Raw genomic sequence first — 20590 nt, forward strand, 5'->3', positions numbered from 1 at the left:
ACGCGCCGCGGTCGCCACCGACGCCGAGTCGGCGCGGGCGCCGCGCTGCCGTAGCGTGGGGAGTGGTTTGGAAGGAAGGTGCTCCGTGGTGTCGGACGGTACGGGTCAGGAACCGGTCTTCTCGTCGGTGGAAGACGTGATCGAGCGATTGGCGAGCACGGGCTACTTGGCGGACAAGGCCACCGCCACTTCGGTGTTCCTCGCCGACCGGTTGGGCAAGCCGCTGCTCATCGAGGGCCCGGCCGGGGTGGGCAAGACCGAACTCGCGCGCGCCGTCGCGCAGACCTCGGGCGCCGAGCTGGTGCGATTGCAATGCTACGAGGGGGTCGACGAGGCCCGCGCGCTGTACGAGTGGAACCACGCCAAGCAGATCCTGCGCATCCAGGCTTCCAGTGAGAACGACTGGGAGGAGACGAAGGCCGACGTCTTCACCGAAGAGTTCCTGCTGTCGCGCCCGCTGCTGACCGCGATCCGGCGCACCGATCCCACGGTGTTGCTGATCGACGAGACCGACAAGGCCGACGTCGAGATCGAGGGGCTGCTGCTCGAGGTGCTCAGTGATTTCGCGGTGACCGTGCCGGAACTGGGCACCATCACCGCCAGCCGCAAGCCGTTCGTCGTGCTCACCTCGAACGCCACCCGCGAGCTGTCCGAGGCGCTCAAGCGCCGCTGCCTCTACCTGCACCTGGACTTCCCGGACGAGGAACTGGAGCGGCGCATCCTGGCCAGCCGGGTGCCCGAGCTGTCCGCCGCGGTCGCCGCGCAGCTGGTGCGGATCGTGCACGTGCTGCGCGGGATGCAGTTGAAGAAGCTGCCCTCGGTCGCGGAATCGATCGACTGGGGCCGCACACTGCTCGCCCTCGGCCTGCGCGACCTGGACGACACCACGGTGCGCGCCACCCTCGGCGTGGTGCTCAAACACCAGAGCGACCATCAGCGCGCGCTGGCCGAACTGAAGCTGGCCTGAGCCATGGCGGCGGGATCGGTCCCCGCGGATGCCGCACCGCTGAGCGCGCCGCACGGGCTGCCCGGACATCTGGTCGGCTTCGTGGAGGCGCTGCGAGCGCGCGGGATACCGGTCGGGCCTTCGGAGACGGTGGACGCCGGCCGCGTGATGACCGTGCTCGACCTGATGGACCGCGAGGTCCTGCGTGAGGGTTTGGCCTGCGCCCTGCTGCGGCGCACCACCCACCGCGCGATCTTCGACGGGATGTTCGACCTGTGGTTCCCGGTCGCGCTCGGAGAACGCACGGCGGCCGAGGACGAGATCGAGATCCCCCGCACGCCCACCGGTGATGTCGACATCCCGGCGCTGCGCGAGCTGCTTGCCGAGTTGCTCACGCAGGAGGCCGAGACCCAGCAGCTGGAGGCGCTGGCCGCGCAACTGGTCGAGCGGCTCGGCCGCTATCAATCCGCGGGCGGCTCGTCGTTCTCGGCGTACAAAGCGCTGAAGGAGGTGCAGCCGCAAACCCTGCTGGCGAAGATTCTGGCCGGGTTGTCCCTCGGGCCCGATACCAGCGATTTCGACATGGAGATCGCCCGCCGCGCCGCGCGGCAGCGGATCGCAGGTTTCACGGCCTCCGTCGAGGCGGAGACCAAGCGCCGGGCCGCCGAACGGTTCGGCCGTGAGCGGGTGGCGAGCTACAGCGTCCCCCGTCAGGCCGAAGAGGTCGACTTCCTGCGCGCGTCCCAGGCCGAACTCGCCGAGCTCAAACGCAGTGTCCAGCGGCTGGCCCGCATCTTGGCCTCGCGCTTGGCCGCGCGACGCAGGCACGCCCGCCGCGGCGAGATCGACTTGCGCCGCACCCTGCGCAAGTCCATGTCGACCGGCGGGGTGCCGATCGATCTGGTGAACCGTAAGCCGCGGCCCGGCCGTCCGGATCTGGTGCTGCTGTGCGACGTCTCCGGCTCGGTGGCCGGTTTCAGCAACTTCACGCTGCTGCTGGTGAGCGCGCTGCGCGAGCAGTTCTCCCGGGTGCGGATCTTCGCATTCGTCGATCAGATCGACGAGGTGACCCGGTTCTTCGATCCGCACACCCAGCTCGAAGAGGCGATGACCAGGATCTTCACCGAGGCCGACGTCGCGGGCCCGGACGGGCACTCCGACTACGGCCACGCGCTGGCCGGGTTCGCCAGGGACTACTCGGATGTCGTCACCAGCCGCACTTCGCTGTTGATCCTCGGCGACGCTCGCACGAACTACCGAGACCCGCAACTGGCCACCCTCCGGTCGCTGGTCGGGGTCGCCAAGCACGCGCACTGGCTCAATCCGGAACGGCGCGACCAGTGGGGCTCCGGCGATTCCGCCGCGGACAAGTACCGCGATGTCATCGAAATGCACGAATGCCGCTCGGCGAAACAGCTCACCGCGGTGGTGTCCCGGCTGTTGCCGGTGTAGGACCGAGCATGGACGACGCCGCGCTGCTGAGCTACCGCCTGGCCAAGCCGGGCGCCTGGCAGGACGAGCCGTAAGAGGGCGACGCCGTCGTGCGCAAACTGCCGAAGTCCAAACGCCCCACCTGACCGAAAGCCTTCGTTAAGGGAACCTTTGGCACGTGCCGACAAGATCGGCAGCCATGGTGAACAGAACGCCGCGCGATCCGGCGGCGGCGCACAACAACTATTCGTTCCAGGTCGACCTGCGCGGGATAGTCGATCTGCTCTCGCACCACCTCTACTCGAGCCCGCGGGTCTACCTGCGCGAGCTGTTGCAGAATGCCGTCGACGCGGTCACCGCGCGCACCCTGTCGGAACCGGGGGCGCCCACCGCGATCCGGCTCACCGTAGACGGGTCCGGCCTGCGGCTCAGCGATCCCGGTGTCGGCTTGACCGAGGCCGACGTGCACCGGTTCCTCGCCACCATCGGCCGTTCCGCCAAGCGCGACGACATCGAAGGCGCACGACGCGAGTTCCTCGGGCAGTTCGGGATCGGCCTGCTGGCTTGTTTCACCGTCGCCGAGACCATCCGGGTGGTCACCCGATCGGCCACCGACCCGACCGCACCGCCCGTCGAGTGGCTGGCCGCCGCCGACGGCACGTACTCGGTGCGCTCGCTCGACCCGAGTGAACATCCCGAGCCGGGCACCACGGTGTGGCTCGCTCCGCGCGGGGGAGCGCAGGCATGGTTCCGGCCGCAGCGGGTGATCGATCTGGCGCGTGAGTTCGGGTCGCTGCTGCCCTACGAGGTGACGGTGGAGGCGGACGGCGTCGTGACGACGGTCACCGACGGCGTTCCGGTCTGGCGCCGGGCATATCCGACGCAGGCCGAGCGCCGGATCGCCCTGCTCGACTACGGCCACCACACGCTGGGCTTCCCTCCACTCGATGTGATCGACCTGGACGCCGGTCCGGCCGGAGTAAGCGGCGTGGCGTATGTGCTGTCCCAACCGGGGAACCCGTCGGAGAGCAGTGCGCATCGGGTGTACCTGAAGGGGATGCTGCTGGGTGACGCGGTGCGCGGCGTGCTGCCGGAGTGGGCGTTCTTCGTGCGCTGTGTCATCGACACCGACACGCTGCGTCCCACCGCGTCGCGGGAGGGGCTCTACGAGGACGAGCGGCTCGCCGTGGTCCGGGAGGTGCTCGGCGACCGAATTCGCGACTGGCTCACGGAGATCGCCGCCGAACAGCCGCAGCGGCTGGCCGCGTTCCTGTCCGTGCACGCGCTCGGGGTGAAGGCGATGGCCAGGCACTCCCTCGACCTGCTGCGGATCATGTTGCCGCACCTGCACTTCGAGACAACCGACGGACGGGTGCCGCTCACCGAATTCGCTCGTAGTCATCGCATCGTGCGGCTGACCGCGACGGTCGAGGAGTTCCGTCAGGTGGCCGCGACCGCCGCCGCCCAGGGGATCGGCGTCGTGAACGGCGGCTACGCCTACGACCGCGAGCTGGTCGCGCAACTGCCCAGGCTGCTGCCGGGCGTCGAGGTGGTGGAACTGGACGCCGACGCGATCACCGCGGCGCTCGACCCGGTCGACCCGGGCGAGGAATTGGCGCTGGCCCCGGTGCTCGGGGTGGCGCGCACCGCGCTCGACCCGCTGTCCTGCGATGTGATCCTGCGCGCCTTCCACCCGGTCTCGGTGCCAGCGCTCTACCTCGACGGCCGCGCCACACGCAACGAACGCGCCAGGGCGCAGACCGCCGAGGGCGCCGACGAGCTGTGGACCGAGATCCTCGGCGCGTTGGCGGTCGCCACGCCGCGCGCCCAGCTGGTGCTCAACCACCACAGCCCGATCGTGCGCAGACTGGCCCGCATCGGCGATCCGGGCTTGCTGAAGACGGCCGTGGAATCGCTGTACGGGCAAGCCCTGCTGATGACGCATCGGCCGCTGAGCGCGGCCGACACGGCACTGCTCAACCGTGCCTTCGGCGAATTCCTCGGCTGGGCCACGCAACGCGCCGCGGGCCGCGGCGAAGAGACGGAGTGAACGTGGACGCCACCGCGATCGGCGCGACGCTGACGCAGGTCTGCGCGCTGCCGCACGGCCGGACCCGGACCGAGCGATTGGAGAGCCTGGCCGCCGCGGCGAAGGCGGGGTCGGATCGCGCGCTCGAAGGCAGGGTGCTGCTGGAACTGGCACGGTCCTACACCAGCGCGGGCGAACGCGACCTGGTCCCCGTCGCCTACGGCAGGTTGCTGCGCATCTACGACGATCACCCCGCCGAACTGGGCGCGATGACGTATTTGGTGCACTGGTACCTGAAATGGATGACCTGGGGGATGATCGACAACCCGTCGATCCCACTGTCCACGATCGACCGCTGGTTCGGCGAGCTGGAGAGCCGGTATCGGCAGCGCGGCTACAGTCCGCGCCCGGTGCTGGCGCTGCGCTCCGAACTCGCCCGCAAGACCGGTGACACCGCGGCCGCCGCCACCTGGCTGGAGGCGGCGATGGCCGCCGCGCGCGACCGCATGTCCGACTGCGAGGCCTGTGAGCGCAGCGAGTGGGGCGTGACGAGCGTCTACCTGGGCGACGACGAAGCCGGGCTGGCGCACTGGCGACCCGTACTCGACGGCGAGCGCACCTGCGCCGAAGAACCACACCGCGTGCTGGCCGAGGCGTTGCTTCCGCTGGTGCGCACCGGTCGCGTCGCGGCCGCTCGCGGTGCGCACCTGACCGGGTACCCCTTGGTCCGGCACACCGAGGACCTGCGTCCGTCGGTGGCGCTGCACGTGGAATTCTGCGCGCTGACCGGTAACGAGGCGCGCGGGCTGGAGATCCTCGCCGAACACGCGAGCTGGCTGGCCGATTCCGCCGCCGACGCGGGCGCGCGGCTCGCGTTCGTGACCGGCGTGTGCGTGCTGCTGCGCAGGTTGGTCACCCTGCGGCTGGGCGACCTCCCCTTGGCGGACGGGACGGTGGAATCGGTGCGTGCGCAGCTGGAGATCGAGATCGGCGCGCTGTGCGCGCGCTACGACGCCCGCAACGGCAACAACGCGGTGAGCCTGCGCACCGCCGCCCGGCTCGCGGCCGCGCCGCTGCTGGACCGATTGCCGCTCGGCGTCCGCAGCGCGTTGCCCCGCGCCGGGGGCGGGCCGGTGGCGGACGAAAGCACGCTGTCTCGGTCGGGCAGCGATCCGGTGGCTGACGACAGGACGCTACTCCGCGTCGGCAGGGACCCGGATGCCGGTTCAGCGGTCGACGACTTCTCCGGCGACCGGGCCGCGGAGGTGCGCAGGTTGTCCGAACTCGGCGCCGCCCGACTCGCCGATACACCCGAGGAGGCGGAAGCGTATCTGCGCGAAGCGCTGGCGCTCGGCAGGCCGGTGCTGACCGGCGAGGAGGCAGCCCGGCTGGGCGCGCAGCTGGTCATCGCCGTGGCCGGTCAGCCGGACCGCGAGCTCGATCTGGCCGACGCCGCGGTGCGCGCCGCCGCACGCTGGGAAGGACTGTCCGAGCCGGACGCGCTGCACCACACCGTCGTCGCCGCGCGCGCGTTCCACCGCGCCGAGCGGCACGGCGAGGCGGTCGCCCTGTTCGAACAGGCGCTGGTCAGCGGGGCTCTCCCGTATCCGTCCGGCGAACTGGCGGCTGTGCGTGCGCAGTTCGGCCGATCGCTGCTCGCGCTGGACCGCCACCACGAGGCCGCGCACCAGTTCCTCGAAGGGGCGCGGCTGGTCGAGCACGTCCCGGAGCGGACCGATCTGCACGCCGACCTCGCGTGGTCGGCCGCCACCGCGCTCGAGTACTGCGGGCAGGACCAGGAGGCGGTGGCGGCCTATCACCGGGCGGCCGAGCTGTCGGCCCGGCTGGGCGAGGTGGCGGCGCGGGCGCGCTGCCTGCGGTCGGCTGCCTGGCTCCAGGTGTCCGGTGGAGCCGATCCGGGGCGCTGGCTCCCGTCGATGCGGGCGCTGACCGCGGAACTGGCCGCGCTGGCCGACCGGTCGGCCGAGGCGGCCGAGGAACTCACGCACACCCGCGATCAGCTGGCCCGAATGCTGGAGATCGGCGGCGTCACGGAGACCAGCGCCTGAACGGGGCTGCTGGAGTGCGGGCGGGCGTCACCAGTTCGGCGCCCGCCTCGCTTACCGGCCCGTGCGGGCCGCACGCCACCCGTTAAGCTCGGCAGTCATGCACGAGAGAGGTCGGCGCGGCCGCAAGCTCGGGGTGATGGGCGGCACGTTCGACCCCATCCACCATGGGCACCTGGTCGCCGCCAGCGAGGTCGCCCACCGGTTCGACCTGGACGAAGTGATCTTCGTCCCTACCGGACAGCCGTGGCAGAAATCGCACGAGCAGGTCAGCCCGGCCGAGGATCGGTACCTGATGACCGTCATCGCGACCGCGTCCAACCCCCGGTTCTCGGTGAGCCGCGCGGACATCGACCGCGGCAAGGTCACCTACACCGTCGACACCCTGCGGGAGATGCGATCGCAGTATCCCGGCGCCGAGCTGTACTTCATCACCGGTGCGGACGCATTGGCCAACATCCTGACATGGCAGGATTGGGCGGAACTGTTCGAACTGGCGAAGTTCGTCGGGGTGAGCCGTCCGGGGTACGAGCTGAACACCGATCATCTCGAGGAGCATCTGCGGGATCTTCCGTCCGATGCGGTGACCATGATCGAGATCCCGGCACTGGCGATCTCGTCGAGCGAATGCCGTCGCCGCGCCGCCGAGAACCGGCCGGTGTGGTACCTCGTCCCCGACGGCGTGGTGCAGTACATATCGAAGCGGCACCTGTATGTGCCCGGAGCAGCGGAAGGTAGCTGAGCGTGAGCGAGCGCAGCGAGGTGCGGGTATGACCGCGTCGGTCGAGTCGGTGGAGATCGCGCAGGTGGCCGCGCTGGCCGCCGACGAGAAGCTGGCATCCGACGTGGTTGTGCTCGACGTGTCCGAGCAGCTGGTGATCACCGACTGCTTCGTGATCGCGTCCGCGCCCAACGAACGTCAGGTCAACGCCATAGTCGACAACGTCGAGGAGAAGCTGCGCGCTGCCGGGCACAAGCCGGTCCGGCGCGAGGGCACCCGCGAAGGCCGCTGGGCGCTGCTGGACTACGTCGACGTGGTCGTGCACATCCAGCACAACGACGAGCGCAATTTCTATGCGCTGGAACGGTTGTGGAAGGACTGTCCCGTCGTGCCGGTCGAAGGCATCACCGGGGCCGCGCCACAAACGCGCGCCGCCGCGACGGAGGACGAGGCGCGATCGTGAGCAGACACGCCGGCGTGCGCACCCTGATCTTGTTGCGCCACGGGCAAACCGAGTGGAACGCAACCGACCGTATGCAAGGCCAGATCGACACCGATCTCACCGAACTCGGTCGCAGACAGGCCAAAGAGGCCGCCCGCGAGCTGGTTTCGCGCAACGCCATCGCCATCCACTCCTCGGACCTGCGCCGGGCCTTCGACACCGCGACGGCTCTGGCCGAGCACACCGGGCTCGCCGTCGTCCCCGACGTCAGGTTGCGGGAGACCAACCTCGGCGACTGGGAGGGACTGACGCATCTGGAGGTCGACGCCGACTACCCGGGTGCGCGGATGGCGTGGCGGCTGGACGCGAACTACACCCCGCCCAACGGCGAGAGCAAACTCGAGGTCGGTGCGCGGTCGCTGCCGGTGGTGCAGGAGTTGCTGGTCGGGCGGCAGGACTGGCCCGGCCGGACTATCATCCTGGTGGCGCACGGCGGGCTGATCGCCGCCCTCACGGCCGCGCTGCTCGACCTGCCGCCGCAGAACTGGCCCATCCTCGGAGGACTGGCCAACACCAGCTGGGTGCAGCTCAGCAGTCACGGCCCGAGCATCGAACAGCCCGGCTGGCGTCTGGATGTGTGGAACGCAGCGGCGAAGGTAGCACCGGATGTCCTCTGAAGAGCCGATCAGATCGGTCCCGGACGAACTGTTCCGTAAGGTGTCGGCGAAAGCCGAGCGGCAGTTGCCGGACGCGTTGTTCGGCGGCCCGCCACCGGCTCCCCGCGAACCCGAGGCCGAGCCCGAGGCATCCTCGAGAGCGGTCGCGGAATCCGGCGGGTCGTCCGACCCGGCCGAGGAATCCGACGCGGAGGACGACGGATCCGCCGAGGTCGCCGCGGACATCGCCACCGAGGCGGAGCCGCAGGTCCACGTCGGCGGCGACACCCCGTCGGTCGACACCGCGAACGACGCCCCGGAACCGATCGCCGAGTCGGCAGCAGCGCTCGACGAATCGGTTGCTACGGCGGCGGACGGGTCCGCGGTAGTGCTCGATGAATCGGCTGTGTCGGACGGGTCCGCGGTGGATGAATCGTTCGCTACGGCGGACGAGTTCGCAGCAGCGCTCGACGAATCGGTTGCCACGGTGGCGGACGGGTCCGCGGTAGTGCTCGATGAATCGGCTGTGGCCCACGGGTCCGCGGTGGATGAATCGTTCGCTACGGCGGACGAGTTCGCAGCAGCGCCTGACGTATCGGTTGCTTCGGCGGCGGACGGGCCTTCGGCCGACGCGATCGGCGCATCGCCCGTGCTGACCGACGCGGTAGTAGAGCCCGCCACAGTGACGACTGGCCCCCTCGAGTCCGGAGAAGCCGAACTCGCCGGAGCCGAGTCGGCCCCTGCCGCTGCGGAATCCGTGGTGGGCGACGAACCCGTCGAAAGGGGGGAAGCCGTGCGCCCGGTGCTGCTGGTGATCGCCGACTCCCTCTCGTATTTCGGGCCCAAGGGCGGACTGCCCGCCGACCATCCGCGAATCTGGCCGAATCTGGTGGCCGCCGAACTGGATTGGGATGTCGAGCTGGTCGCACGGATCGGCTGGACCTGCCGCGACGCCTACTGGGCGCTGATCGGCGATCCCCGGGTGTGGGCGGCGGTGCCGCGCGCGGGTGCGGTGGTCTTCGCCGTCGGCGGCATGGACACGCTGCCCTCGCCGCTGCCGACCGCGCTGCGCGAACTGATCCGCTATGTCCGCCCGCCCGTCCTGCGCCGCGCTGTCCGCGGCACCTACAACTGGCTGCAGCCGAAGCTGTCCAAACTCGGCAGGCCCGTGGCCCTTCCGCCCAAGGTGAGCGTCGACTACCTGGAACAGTCCCGCACCGCGCTGGCGCAGCTGCGCCCCGAGCTGCCCGTTGTCGCGGTGCTGCCGTCGGTGCACAACTGCGATGCCTACGGTCGGGTGCACTCCGGGCGTCCGCGGGCGGTCGAGGCATTGCGCGCCTGGTCGGGGCGGACCTCGGTGCCGCTGGTCGACCTGGGTGAAGCGGTGCGCGACAACATCTTCTCCGGCGAGGCGAACCCGGACGGCATCCACTGGGGCTGGGACGGCCACACGGCGGTGGCCAACGCGATGGTCAAGACCCTGCAGGAGGTTCGGTAGTCCGTGGCAGTCGTGGTCGTCACCGATTCGTCCGCCGGTCTCCCTGCCGAACACCTCGACGAACTGGATATCGCCGTCGTCCCGCTGCACGTTCTGGTCGGCGACCGGGCGATGCGTGAAGGCGTGGATCCCGTCGACATCGACTATGCCTCCGATACCGTGACCACCTCGGCCCCCTCGCCCGGCGAGCTGCGCGAGGCCTACGAGAGGGCGTGGGAACGCAGCGGCGGCGACGGCGTGGTCGCGGTGCATCTTTCCCGCAGGCTGTCCGGGACATGGGAGGCCGGTCACCAAGCCGTGCGGGACATGGACGCCGCCGACCGGGTCCGTCTGGTCGACTCGCTGGGGGCCGGGCTGGCCACCGGGCTGCCCGCGCTGGCGGCCGCGAGGCGGGCCAGGGCCGGAGCGCCGCTGGAGGTCGTCTACGACGCGGCGGTCGCCGCCGCGGCACGCGCCCGCACGTTCATCCTGGTCAATCGCACCGAGCAGTTGCGCCGCGGTGGCAGGCTGTCGTCGGCGGCCACGTTCTTCGGCAGCGAGCTGGTCACCAAGCCGCTGCTGCACCTCGTCGAAGGGCGGCTGGAACTGCGCGAGAAGGTGCGCACGCGGTCCAAGGCGTACGCGAAACTCGTTGCCGCGGCGGTCGACGCGGCCGGTGAAGACGGCGCCGCGGTGGCCGTGCAACACCTCGGCGCCGAGGACGCCGCCCATACCATCGCGGCGCAGCTGCGTGAACTCGTTCCCGGCATCAGAGAACTCATCGTCGCCGAATTCGGGCCCGCGCTCGCGGTGCACCTCGGATTGGGCGCGCTCGGCGTGCTCGTCGTCCCTGGTGGCTGCCACTGAGCGCTGCCGAACCGGCGCTGGGACAACAATCTCGGTGATTCGAATGCGAGCGTGCCGCCGGACCCGCGGTTAGCGTCGGGGCATGAGTGTGTCGGGGCCGCCGGTTCGTCCGCCGTTGACCGTGACCTCGGTCGACTGGGAGCATCCGGACGCGGTGATGTTGCGCGCGGAGATGGCTGCCGAGGTCGGTCCGCGCTACGCCCACCTGGCGCGGCAGCTCTCCACCGATCCGAACGCCATCGATCCGGCCACCGTGCACAGCACCTTCGTGGCGTACTCGGACGGGCCGGTGGGCCATGCCGCGCTGCGGTGGAACGCGGAGGACCTCGAGGTGAAGCGAATGTTCGTCCGCCCCGCGCACCGCGGGTCGGGCGCCGCGGCATCGCTGCTCGCCGCCGCCGAGGATGCCGCCCGCACGGCCGGACGTCCCCGGTTGATCCTGCAAACCGGGCACCTGCAACCGGAAGCCGTACGGTTCTACGAACGCAGCGGCTACCACCGGATTCCGATCTTCTCGCCGTATGAGGTTCTGCCGTTGTCGAACTGCTTCGCGAAATATCTGGGCTGAGGCGCCGGATCGCCTGATCGCCGCCGAGCGGCAGTTCCGTCGGTTGGCTACCTGCTGAACCCAGTGGTGCGCGCGGGCCGCGGCGCTCGCGGCCGGCGTGAAAGATTCACTTTCCAGAGGGTTTGCTCCCGATCTGGAGTCGGCCCGGCGTCGTCGGTTGTGTTCTGGGCAGGCCCGGACGCTCCGGTAAGCCTTCGACACGCCTTGTCCGGCAGGTTCGTATGCGAAGTCGGCGGTGTGTCGGGCCGAGTCGCAGACTGGTCGAGCAAGAGTTGTGCACAGCGTCGCGGTTGTCAACAGGTTCGTCGAATCGGCTGGTCGGTCCGGATTCTTCGCCGTGTGGCGGCACTACCGTCGCCGCCATGTCACGACAGGACGAACGCGAGCGGGTACGACGGCGATTGGGTGAGTTGACCGCCCGGGTCGGCGCGAGCAGGACGGCCGGTGTGGGCACCGGGGCGGCCGAGCCGGGGGCGGCCGAGCACGGACTGTCCGAGTGGGATACGGCGCGATCTCCGAAGGGAGAACTCGGGCGACAGACCGGGCAACCGGATAGGTCGCGACTCGTGGATCCCGCCCGATCCGCCATATCGCGTGCGGGGCAGCCGGCCTCGGGTGCACGACCATCGGTATCCGACGAAAGTCCGTCGCGGTCGGCGGAATCCGGATCGAAGGTGAGCAGCACGCCGCATGTCCTCCGACGCGCTACCGGGACCGGAGGAGCATGGCCCGCATCACGGAACGCCGAGACGGGGGTGGACATCCGTGCACCCGAATCCGGGGAGGACGAAGATGGCCGCCGATCGGCACGCGAGAGCGGCTTCGCCGATGGCGCCGCGCGGGTGGGTGAACCACGGTCCGAGGACGATTCGGGCGAAGCGGGAAAGTGGGAGCTCTTGCGGCTGCCCGGCGCCCCGGCTCCCGGCCGGGAGGATGATGACGATGTCGGTCGTGTGCGGTCTCCCGGCTGGCTGGAGGAGCCGGGTCGGCGGCAACGCCTTGTGCCCGAACGGTTCCGGGGCATGCGGATCGATCCGGGCCGTCGTGGGGTGCGCACGCTGGCGTTCGTCGGGTTCGCCGCGATGGTGATCGCCGGGGTGATCGTGTTCCGCGAGCGCCCGATCGCTGACTCCGTGCCGCCGTTGCCGGTCCGGCAAACCGTTGCGCTGGAAACCTCCGGTGCGGCTGTGTCGGCGAGCGCGGTCGGCGGTCCTGCGGCTCCGCGGGAGCGTGTCGCCCCCGGCACGCCGGTGACCGAACTGGTCGTCAGTGTGGTCGGCCTGGTCCAGCGCACCGGTCTGGTCCGGCTTCCGGAGGGCTCGCGCGTCGCCGACGCCCTCGCCGCGGCGGGCGGGCCGAGCGAAGGCGCGGACACCAGCGGCCTGAATCTGGCCCAGCGATTGGCGGACGGCGACCAAGTGCTGGTCGGTCCAGCCGTGCCGAGCGCCGGTGCGCCGCAGCAGGGCAGCAGCACGATCGGTGCGGGCGGGCGTCCGCCGTCCGGGTCGGCTGCCACACCGGGTCGTCCGTCGACCCTGGCTGGCCGGGTCGACCTCAATCAGGCCTCCGAGGCCGAACTCGATGCCCTTCCCGGTGTCGGGCCGGTCACCGCCCGCGCCATCGTCAGCTGGCGAACGAGCAACGGGCGCTTCACCTCCGTCGAGCAGCTCAGCGAGGTAGACGGCATCGGCCCGGCCCGCCTGGCCCGGTTGCGCGATCTGGTGCGGGTATGACCACGGGCGGCCTGGTCGATTCGGTTCGCCGGACGCTGAGCTCCTCGGTGAGCGGCGGCGGAACTGTCCGAGGCCCGAAAGAGGGCGGTGCCGAGCCCTCCCGGAGTCCGCGGGAGGGCGTTGCGGCGGAGGAACCCGGCCTCGCACAGGTGCTGGACGCTCGCCTGCTCCCCGCCGCGTTGTGCTGCTGGGGCGCGACGATTCTGGCGCTGACGGCGGGGTGGCGGGCCGGGTTGCTGTTGGCCGCCCTGTCGATGATCTCGGCTATCGGGTTGTGGGTCCTGCTGTTGTGCGCAATCGCGCACCGCCGAGAACGCAGGCGAGCGGTAGCGGTGGTGGCGCTCGCGGCCGTGGTGCTCGGTGCGGGGTTCGCGGCCGCGGCGGCATGGCGGGAACATCGTGTGGCGACGCATCCGCTCCGCGCGGTGACGGGACAGTCACTCCGGGTGGTCGTCACCCCGACAGACGATCCGAAGCCAGTGCGCGCCAGAGCGTTCGGGGCCGAGCGGTTATGGGTGGTCCGGGCGGATCTGCGAGAGTACCGGCGCGGCGGCGTGACGGTACGGGCCGGTGGCGCGGTGGTCGTCCTGGCTACCGGGCCGGAGTGGGGCGACCTGTCGCCGGGGAGGCCGGTCGAGTTCCGGGCCCGGGTGGATCAGCCGCGCCGATCCGATCTCACCGTCGTGACGCTGCACGCCCAGGGAGCGCCCGGCGTCGCCGGGGCGCTGCCCTGGTGGCAGCGCGTCGCGAATTCGGTGCGCGCCGATTTCGCGGCGTCGGCCGCGCGGGCACTACCGCCCGGCTCCGCAGGTCTGTTGCCCGCGCTCGTCGTCGGTGACACCTCCGCGCTGTCCGACGAAGTGCGCGACGACTTCGAGGTCGCCGGGCTGCAACATCTGACCGTTGTCAGCGGGGCGAATTTCACCATCCTGCTGTCGGTCGTGCTGTTTCTCGTGCGGCTGCTGACGCTCGGTCCGCGCGCCGCCGCGGCCGTCGCCGCCGCGGCGCTGCTCATGTTCGTCGTCGTCGCTCGGCCGGACCCGAGTGTGCTGCGCGCCGGTGCGATGGGCGCGATCACCCTGCTGGCCGTACTCACCGGTCGCCGGAAACAGGCGCTACCCGCGCTGTGCGCGGCGATCATCGCGCTGCTGGCCCTGTGGCCCGGACTCGCCGTCGACGCGGGATTCGCGCTGTCGGTCGTCGCGACGGGTGGCCTGATCCTGCTCGCGCCGAGCTGGGCCGACTGGTTGCGCGCCAGGGGATGGTGGCGCATGCCAGCGGAGATAGTCGCGGTGTCCGCGGGGGCGTTCGTGGTCACCACCCCGATCGTGATCGCGCTCACCGGGCGGCTCAGTCTGGTCGCGGTGCTCGCGAATGTGCTCGTAGCCCCGGTCATCGCCCCGATCACCGTCATCGGAGCAAGCGGTGCGGTGCTGGCGTGCCTGTGGTCACCGCTGGCCGACTTGGTTCTGCGCTGCGCGGCACCACTGCTGTGGTGGTTGCTCTGGGTGGCCGGATACGCGGCCGCGGTGCCTGGCGCGTCGGTCGCGGTCCCGGGTGGTCTGGCGGGCGGCCTGGTCGCCGGCCTCCTGGTAGTGATCGCGATCGCGGCGTTGCGTATACGAGCCGTGCGACGCATCGCCGCGGCGGTGGCGCTCGGTGTCGCGGCGGTACTGGTCCCGGTGCGGCTCTGGCACCCGGGATGGCCGCCGGACGGCTGGGTCCTCGCCGCGTGTGACGTGGGCCAAGGCGACGGCCTCGCTTTGGCAGTCGGCCCCGGCGCAGCCGTCGTCATCGATGTGGGGCCTGACCCGCGCCCGATGCGCACCTGTTTGGACCGGCTGCGTATCTCGCGCGTCCCGCTGCTGATCCTCACCCATCCGCACGCCGACCACATCGGCGGACTCACCGGCGCACTGCACGGCCGCGCGGTCGACGCGATCGCCGTCGGCATCCACGAACTCGACGGGCTCGCGGGGCCCGAACAGGCGCGGCCGTCTCCCGCGGCAGGCGGCGGCTGCGGTTCCGTGCCGGCTGCGGATGGCCACGGGCACGCCGATGCCGGGAAGGGGCACGCGCTGATCGCGCGAGCCGATCCTCTGATCGATTCGGCAGGATTACCGGGGGTGTCGGCAAACAGCCGTATTCGCCTTGTTCGCCCACCCGGCCGGGTCCGAACGAGCTGCGGCGCAGCCGAACAGGAGAGCGGACAGGCCGCAGGATCCTTCGACGACCCGCGCGTCCCGGTCTCCGGTATGGCGCAGATAGTGGCCGTCGCCAAGAGGGCGCGAGTGCCGCTGCTGGAGTTGTCGGCCGGACACGTCCTGAGTTTCGGCTCGGTCGAACTCGAGGTGCTCGCGCCGTCCAGGAACGGGCCGCGGCCGGTCCGAGGAGCCGAAACCGAAGACGCCAACGACCGCTCGATCGTCGTCACCGCTCGCACGCCCGCCGGCCGAATTCTGCTCACCGGTGACATCGAAGCCGACGGTCAGCGAGCGCTCATGCGCGCCGGAATTCTCATCCAGGCCGACGTCCTCAAACTGCCGCACCACGGATCACGCACCACCACCAGCGAATTCCTCGACGCGGTGCGCCCCCGCCTGGTGCTGGTCAGTGTGGGCGTCGGCAATACCTTCGGACACCCCCACCCCGCCGTTCTCGCAGACCTGTCCGCTCTCGGTGCGACGGTGGCCCGGACGGATCGGCGAGGCGATATCGCGGTCGTCGGTGGCGGGGCACACCTGCGCGTGACGGGTTCACGGTGACCGCGCGGTTCAGGACTGTTCCGCGGATCCGGTCGCCATGCCGATCAATTCACTTGCCGCGCTGGATCTTCGCCGGAGCAGCCGGCAGGTGCTCGTGGTCGGCCGGTCTCATGTCTCGGTCCGCGCGTGTGCTCGGTGGTCGTGGTCGGCGTCGGTGTCGGTCGGGGACCGTAGGATCGGACTGTGGACGAGCGCGATGAGTGGAGCAATGCGGCAGAGCCTTCGGGCGCGACGCCCTCCGGCATCGAGGAGACGCTGTCGTGAGCGAGCGTCCCGCGCCGGTGCACTTGGTGCTGGGGGAAGAAGAACTGCTGATCGAGCGGGCGCTGGCGGCGCTGACCGCGCAGGTGCGGGCGTTGGCGCCGGATCCGGACGCGGTGCCGGTCGATCGCTTGCGCGCGGGTGACGCGAGTACCGCCGAGCTGGCGGAGTTGCTGAGCCCGTCGCTGTTCGCCGAGGACCGGGTGATCATCCTCGATTCGGCGGCCGAGGCGGGTAAAGGCGCGGTCGCGGTGATCACCGATGCGGCGCAGAGCCCGCCCGAGGGCGTGGTGCTGGTCGTTCTGCACTCCGGCGGCGGGCGGGCCAAGGCGCTGGCCCCCGCCTTGCAGAAAGCCGGGGCGGTCACCCACGAGTGCGCCAAACTGACCAAGGCCGCCGAGCGCGTCGAGTTCGTGCGCGGTGAGTTCCGCACCGCCGGAGTGCGGGTGTCCGGCGAGGTCGTCCAGGTGGTGCTGGAGGCGGTGGGCTCGGATCTGCGTGAGCTGGCCGCGGCGTGCGGGCAGCTCGCCGCTGACACCGGCGGGAAGATCGACGTGGCGGCCGTGCGCCGCTACTACTCGGGCAAGGCCGAGGTCTCCGGGTTCGACGTGGCCGAACTCGCGGTGGCGGGGGATCGCCCCGGTGCGATGGAGGCGCTGCGCTGGGCGAACGACCGCGGCGTTCCACACGTCTTGCTCGCCGACGCGCTCGCCGACTCGGTGCACACCATCGCGCGCGTCGGCTCGGCCGGGCGCGGCGATCCGTTCAAGCTGGCCCAGCAGCTCGGCATGCCGCCGTGGAAGGTGAAGAAGGCGCAGGCACAGGCTCGCAGCTGGACCCCGGCGACCATCGGCTCCGCCCTCCAGGTGGTCGCGACCCTCAACGCCGACGTGAAGGGCGGCGCCGCCGACGCCGGTTACGCGCTGGAACACGCCCTCACCCAGATCCTGGACCTGCACGGCGCGGGCTGAGCGCCGATCCGTCGGTCCGCGCCGACCGGCCCGCCTCTCGAACGGGTTGTCGAGTCACCGGGCACCCACGTGCGAAGGTTTGTTCGTCGAGTGGGGGAATGCTGAACCCGGCGACACCCCGCACTCGGTTGACCGCGATCGCCGACCATCTCGGCATCGCCGCCGCACGAGCCCGGTGAAGTCTGACTACGCGATCACCTCGACAACCGTCCCGACCGGCCCCTGCTGGTTCCCCACAACGCTGCCGAGCCGGACCATGTGTCTGGTGCTCACGAATCGGTCGGTCGACTCACCGAAGCCATCCGGCTGTTCGAGCAAACCCTCATCGACAGGTTCCTCGGACTCGGCCATTCCGACGCGGGAACCGGACAGTCGCCGGGCCGCGGGGTCAGTCCAGGCAGAACTCATTGCCTTGGGGGTCGGTCATCACGATATTGCCTGAGTCCAGCGGGCGCTGGGGCTCATGTGGCGACGTACCCGCTCACCGAAGCCCATCCGGCCGTTCGAGCACACCCTCGTCGACAGCGAGCGGTTCCTCGGACTCGGCCATTCCGACGCGGGAACCGGACAGTCGCCGGGCCGCGGGGTCAGTCCAGGCAGAACTCATTGCCCTCGGGGTCGGTCATCACGATATGGCCTGCGTCCAGAGGGGGCTGGGGCTCATGGCGACGTACCCGTGTGGCTCCCAGCTCGACGAGCCGATCGCACTCGGCCTCCAGGGCCGCCATCCGTTCTTCTCCCCGTAGCCCGGGCGCGGCCCTGACGTCGAGGTGGACGCGGTTCTTGGCGACTTTGTCCTCCGGTACCTGCTGGAAGAACAGTCGTGGGCCGTGCCCGTCCGGGTCTTCGATGGCCGATCTGGTGTTGCGCTGCTCGGGCGGTACGCCGACACGGGCGAGGAACTCCTCCCATGCGGCCAGTGGGTCGGCGTCGGCGGGCAGATCGACTCCAGGGGGGCCTGGATGGACGTAGCCCAATGCGTCGCGCCAGAAGGTCGACAGTGCTCGCGGGTCATGGGCGTCGAAGGTGATCTGGAAGTGACGGCTCATCGGGTTGCTCTTCCGTTCGTGGCGAGGTGAGTGTGCAGGTAGAGGTCGCGCAGCAAGCAGACCTCAGACAGGTGGTGGATCAGCTCGCGGTGAATGTGTAGTACCAGGTCGGCCATGGGCGATTCGGGGAAGGGTTCCTTCGCGCCGATCGGCGCCCGCAGCCCGGCGTCGCCGAGGCTGCGCACGCCGGCCAGCCAGATGTCGAGCTGGTTGTCGAGCTGGTCGAGTGCGGTGGCCGCGCTGCCGGCGTATTCCCACGTCTCGTAGGACGCGGCGGGCGCCCCGAAATGCGCGGCATTGCGCGCGGCGAGCACGCCGACGATGACGTGACCGAGTCGCCAGGCGATCGTGGTGAACGCCGCGGGGACCGGCTGCGGGAAGACGTAGTCGATCGTGAAGTCTCCGGAGCCGATCGGCACGGGTGTGGTCGAGTTGCCGCGCGGCCGGACGCTCCAGGCGTCCGGCACCGGTGACCAGAAGTACTCGTCGTCGGTGAGACCGTCGAGCCGCGAGCGGAGCTGATGGTTCCAGTGGTGCTCCCACTGCTCGCGCAGTGTCCGGTTCCAGTCGATTTCGTCTGTGCCCATGGCGCTAGCCTGACACCCCTAGCGGACAGAATCGGTCCGCTATTTCCGGCATGCTGGGCGAGGTGAACATGGCAGGCGGTGACGAACGGGGTACGACCGAGCGGGTGCTCACTCTGCTCGGGCTGTTACAGCAGCGCCAGGTCTGGACCGGCCCCGAACTCGCCGACCGGCTCGGGGTCACGCCGCGCACGATACGGCGCGATGTCGAGCGGCTGCGCACGCTCGGCTATCCGGTGCAGGCCAGCAACGGTGTCGGCGGCGGCTACCAGCTCGGGCCGGGACAAGACCTACCACCGCTGCTGCTCGACGACGAGGAAGCGATCGCCACCGCGGTCGCACTGCTCGTCGGCGCGGGCGGCGCGATCACCGGTGCCGGCGACGCCGCGCTGCGGGCGCTGACCAAACTCGACCGGGTGCTGCCCACCCGCCTGCGGCACGAGGTGCGCGCGCTGGCCGGCTCGGTGGAGTCTTTCGGCACCGGACACGCGCCGGTCGACCCTGAGGCGCTCATGACGCTGGCCAGGGCTTGCCGCGACGAGGTCGAGGCCGGCTTCGACTATCCGTCCGGAAGCCGGACACGACGGCGGCGGGTCGAGCCCTATCGCCTGGTCGCCTCCGAGCGGCGCTGGTACCTGCTCGCCTACGACCTCGATCGCGCCGACTGGCGCACCTTCCGTGTCGACCGAATGACCGATGTGGCCGCTCGGACCTGGCATTTCCGCCCGCGTGCCGCGCCCGACGCGGCGACGTACGTCCAAGAGGGTGTGGCGAGCCGGGTCTATCCGCACCACGCGCGCTTTCTCGTGCACGCGTCGGCCGACACCGTGCGCGGGCAGATTCCGGCGTCCGCTGCCGTCGTACGTCCGCGAGACGACGAGCGCTGCGAGGTACTCAGCGGCGCCGACAGCAGCCTCGACGCCGTGCTCATGCACGTGCTGCTGCTCGGGCACAACTTCGAGGTACTCGACCCGCCGGAGCTTGCTGCACGCTGTCACATATTGGCGGGGCGTCTGTTGACGGCCGGCGCGACGCTCTCACCGATCCCGCAGGCGGAGGGTTCGTGAGCCCCGGCATCGGCCAACGCAGGATGGACCTATCGCCGGAACTTCCCGGACAGACCCTCAGCGTGGATCCGTAAAGATCGGCGGAGCGTGCCCGTGGGCAGATGCCGCCCGGGCGGAGCCGAAGATGCTGTGGCGACATCGCGTGCGGCCACGGCTCGGCGCGCGCTGGATTACAGCGCCTTCGCGAGGCGTTGGACACCTGCCCCGGTAACCCCCGCGAGCCCGGCCGCTCGACCGGTCGCCAGAAGCAACAGATCGTTCAGGGGTCCGTGGATCTCCTCCGGCCCGGTACCGGCCGACCACTCCGCGTCGGTGACCACCACACGCACGCCGCGCAGGCGCTTCTTGCTGCCGTAGAACGGGCTCCGCAGCACGTGCTCCAGCGCGACGACAGCCTGTTCGGCGGGCATATCGCGCCGCCTGCCGAGCGGACGGGCGATGTCCTGCCCGTGGATCATGGTGTCCACCAGGGGATCCGGCGGCCCGGCGCCCGGTGCTCGCCGAGTCCATCCGGCGCCTTCTCGCAGCTGCGCGATCAACTCGGCGGGTGCGTAGCGGCTCGCTCGATCGCGTGCCATCCGCTCGGTCATCCGGTTCCAGTCGCCTCGCGCCCGGACGACTCCGGTGATGGTCGCTCCGAGAGTGACCCGATTGGACAGGGTGAGGTGGGCCGCGACGTCGTGCACGGTCCAGCCGGAACACAGTGAGTCGGCCGCCCACTCCTGGTCGTCCAGGTCGTCGAGGAAGTCGGCGACCCCGAGACGTTCGGCGCGCGTCCACATCATGATCTTGTCCAAGTCCATCGTCACCCTCCGTGTTCGGTGCTGTCACCGATACGGACGAGGCGACGAGCCGGAATTCATCGGATCGTGGTTCTCGCCAGGACGTTCGAACCACTGCCGCGGTGCTACCCGGCGCCGGCAGCGCCGTGCGGCGGTACGAGATCGACTCGTACCG

The 20590-nt window shown here is 70.5% G+C and carries 17 protein-coding genes; 14 read left to right on the forward strand and 3 right to left on the reverse strand.

Annotated elements, in window-relative coordinates; genetic code table 11:
- Positions 1–85 precede the first annotated feature (85 nt).
- From IU450_RS21155 to holA, 13 genes are all read left to right on the forward strand, one after another.
- Positions 86–967: an AAA family ATPase gene (locus IU450_RS21155; protein ID WP_195151477.1), complete on the forward strand. Its 882-nt coding sequence runs from the start codon at positions 86–88 to the stop codon at positions 965–967.
- 3 nt (positions 968–970) lie between these two features.
- Positions 971–2398: a vWA domain-containing protein gene (locus IU450_RS21160; RefSeq protein ID WP_195151478.1), complete on the forward strand. Its 1428-nt coding sequence runs from the start codon at positions 971–973 to the stop codon at positions 2396–2398.
- A 178-nt stretch (positions 2399–2576) separates the two neighbouring features.
- Positions 2577–4427, forward strand: a complete 1851-nt coding sequence (locus IU450_RS21165; protein ID WP_195151479.1) for an HSP90 family protein — start codon at positions 2577–2579, stop codon at positions 4425–4427.
- Between the two features lie 2 nt (positions 4428–4429).
- On the forward strand, positions 4430–6475 hold the full coding sequence (locus tag IU450_RS21170) for a hypothetical protein (RefSeq protein WP_195151480.1): 2046 nt from the start codon (positions 4430–4432) through the stop codon (positions 6473–6475).
- Between the two features lie 97 nt (positions 6476–6572).
- Positions 6573–7214 (forward strand): nicotinate-nucleotide adenylyltransferase, encoded by a 642-nt coding sequence (gene nadD / locus IU450_RS21175; RefSeq protein WP_195151481.1) that lies wholly within the window; start codon positions 6573–6575, stop codon positions 7212–7214.
- 28 nt (positions 7215–7242) lie between these two features.
- Positions 7243–7656, forward strand: coding sequence for a ribosome silencing factor (gene rsfS, locus IU450_RS21180; RefSeq protein WP_195151482.1), 414 nt, complete (start codon positions 7243–7245; stop codon positions 7654–7656).
- A complete protein-coding gene (locus IU450_RS21185; RefSeq protein ID WP_195151640.1) occupies positions 7650–8312 on the forward strand; it encodes a histidine phosphatase family protein in 663 nt (220 codons plus the stop codon). Before rsfS ends, IU450_RS21185 begins: the two co-directional genes overlap by 7 nt.
- A gap of 739 nt (positions 8313–9051) precedes the next feature.
- Complete coding sequence (gene octT, locus IU450_RS40970) at positions 9052–9789, forward strand: diglucosylglycerate octanoyltransferase (RefSeq protein ID WP_195151641.1); 738 nt, start codon at positions 9052–9054, stop codon at positions 9787–9789.
- 3 nt (positions 9790–9792) lie between these two features.
- Positions 9793–10635, forward strand: a complete 843-nt coding sequence (locus IU450_RS21195; RefSeq protein WP_195151483.1) for a DegV family protein — start codon at positions 9793–9795, stop codon at positions 10633–10635.
- 82 nt (positions 10636–10717) lie between these two features.
- The gene (locus IU450_RS21200; protein ID WP_195151484.1) at positions 10718–11203 is read left to right on the forward strand and encodes a GNAT family N-acetyltransferase; all 486 of its coding nucleotides are present in this window, start codon (positions 10718–10720) and stop codon (positions 11201–11203) included.
- A gap of 842 nt (positions 11204–12045) precedes the next feature.
- A complete protein-coding gene (locus tag IU450_RS21205; RefSeq protein ID WP_324197753.1) occupies positions 12046–12936 on the forward strand; it encodes a ComEA family DNA-binding protein in 891 nt (296 codons plus the stop codon).
- Positions 12933–15701 carry a ComEC/Rec2 family competence protein gene (locus tag IU450_RS21210; protein ID WP_195151485.1) on the forward strand — a complete coding sequence of 923 codons (2769 nt, stop codon included), beginning with the start codon at positions 12933–12935 and terminating at the stop codon, positions 15699–15701. The genes IU450_RS21205 and IU450_RS21210 overlap by 4 nt, the downstream gene beginning before the upstream one ends.
- Positions 15702–15961: 260 nt before the next feature.
- A complete protein-coding gene (holA, locus tag IU450_RS21215; protein ID WP_195151486.1) occupies positions 15962–16933 on the forward strand; it encodes a DNA polymerase III subunit delta in 972 nt (323 codons plus the stop codon).
- A gap of 587 nt (positions 16934–17520) precedes the next feature.
- Here the strand turns inward: holA and IU450_RS21220 are convergent.
- The gene (locus tag IU450_RS21220; protein ID WP_195151487.1) at positions 17521–17982 is read right to left on the reverse strand and encodes a VOC family protein; all 462 of its coding nucleotides are present in this window, start codon (positions 17980–17982) and stop codon (positions 17521–17523) included.
- Entirely contained in the window at positions 17979–18569 is a 591-nt protein-coding gene (locus tag IU450_RS21225) for a DinB family protein (RefSeq protein WP_195151488.1), read from the reverse strand. The genes IU450_RS21220 and IU450_RS21225 overlap by 4 nt, the downstream gene beginning before the upstream one ends.
- Before the next feature lie 68 nt (positions 18570–18637).
- Between IU450_RS21225 and IU450_RS21230 the strand changes: the two genes are divergently transcribed.
- Entirely contained in the window at positions 18638–19633 is a 996-nt protein-coding gene (locus tag IU450_RS21230) for a helix-turn-helix transcriptional regulator (protein ID WP_228834931.1), read from the forward strand.
- 170 nt (positions 19634–19803) lie between these two features.
- Here IU450_RS21230 and IU450_RS21235 read toward each other — a convergent pair whose 3' ends face one another.
- On the reverse strand, positions 19804–20436 hold the full coding sequence (locus tag IU450_RS21235) for a maleylpyruvate isomerase family mycothiol-dependent enzyme (protein ID WP_195151490.1): 633 nt from the start codon (positions 20434–20436) through the stop codon (positions 19804–19806).
- Positions 20437–20590 lie beyond the last annotated feature (154 nt).

The sequence above is a fragment of the Nocardia abscessus genome (assembly GCF_015477775.1).
Lineage (GTDB): Bacteria > Actinomycetota > Actinomycetes > Mycobacteriales > Mycobacteriaceae > Nocardia > Nocardia abscessus_A.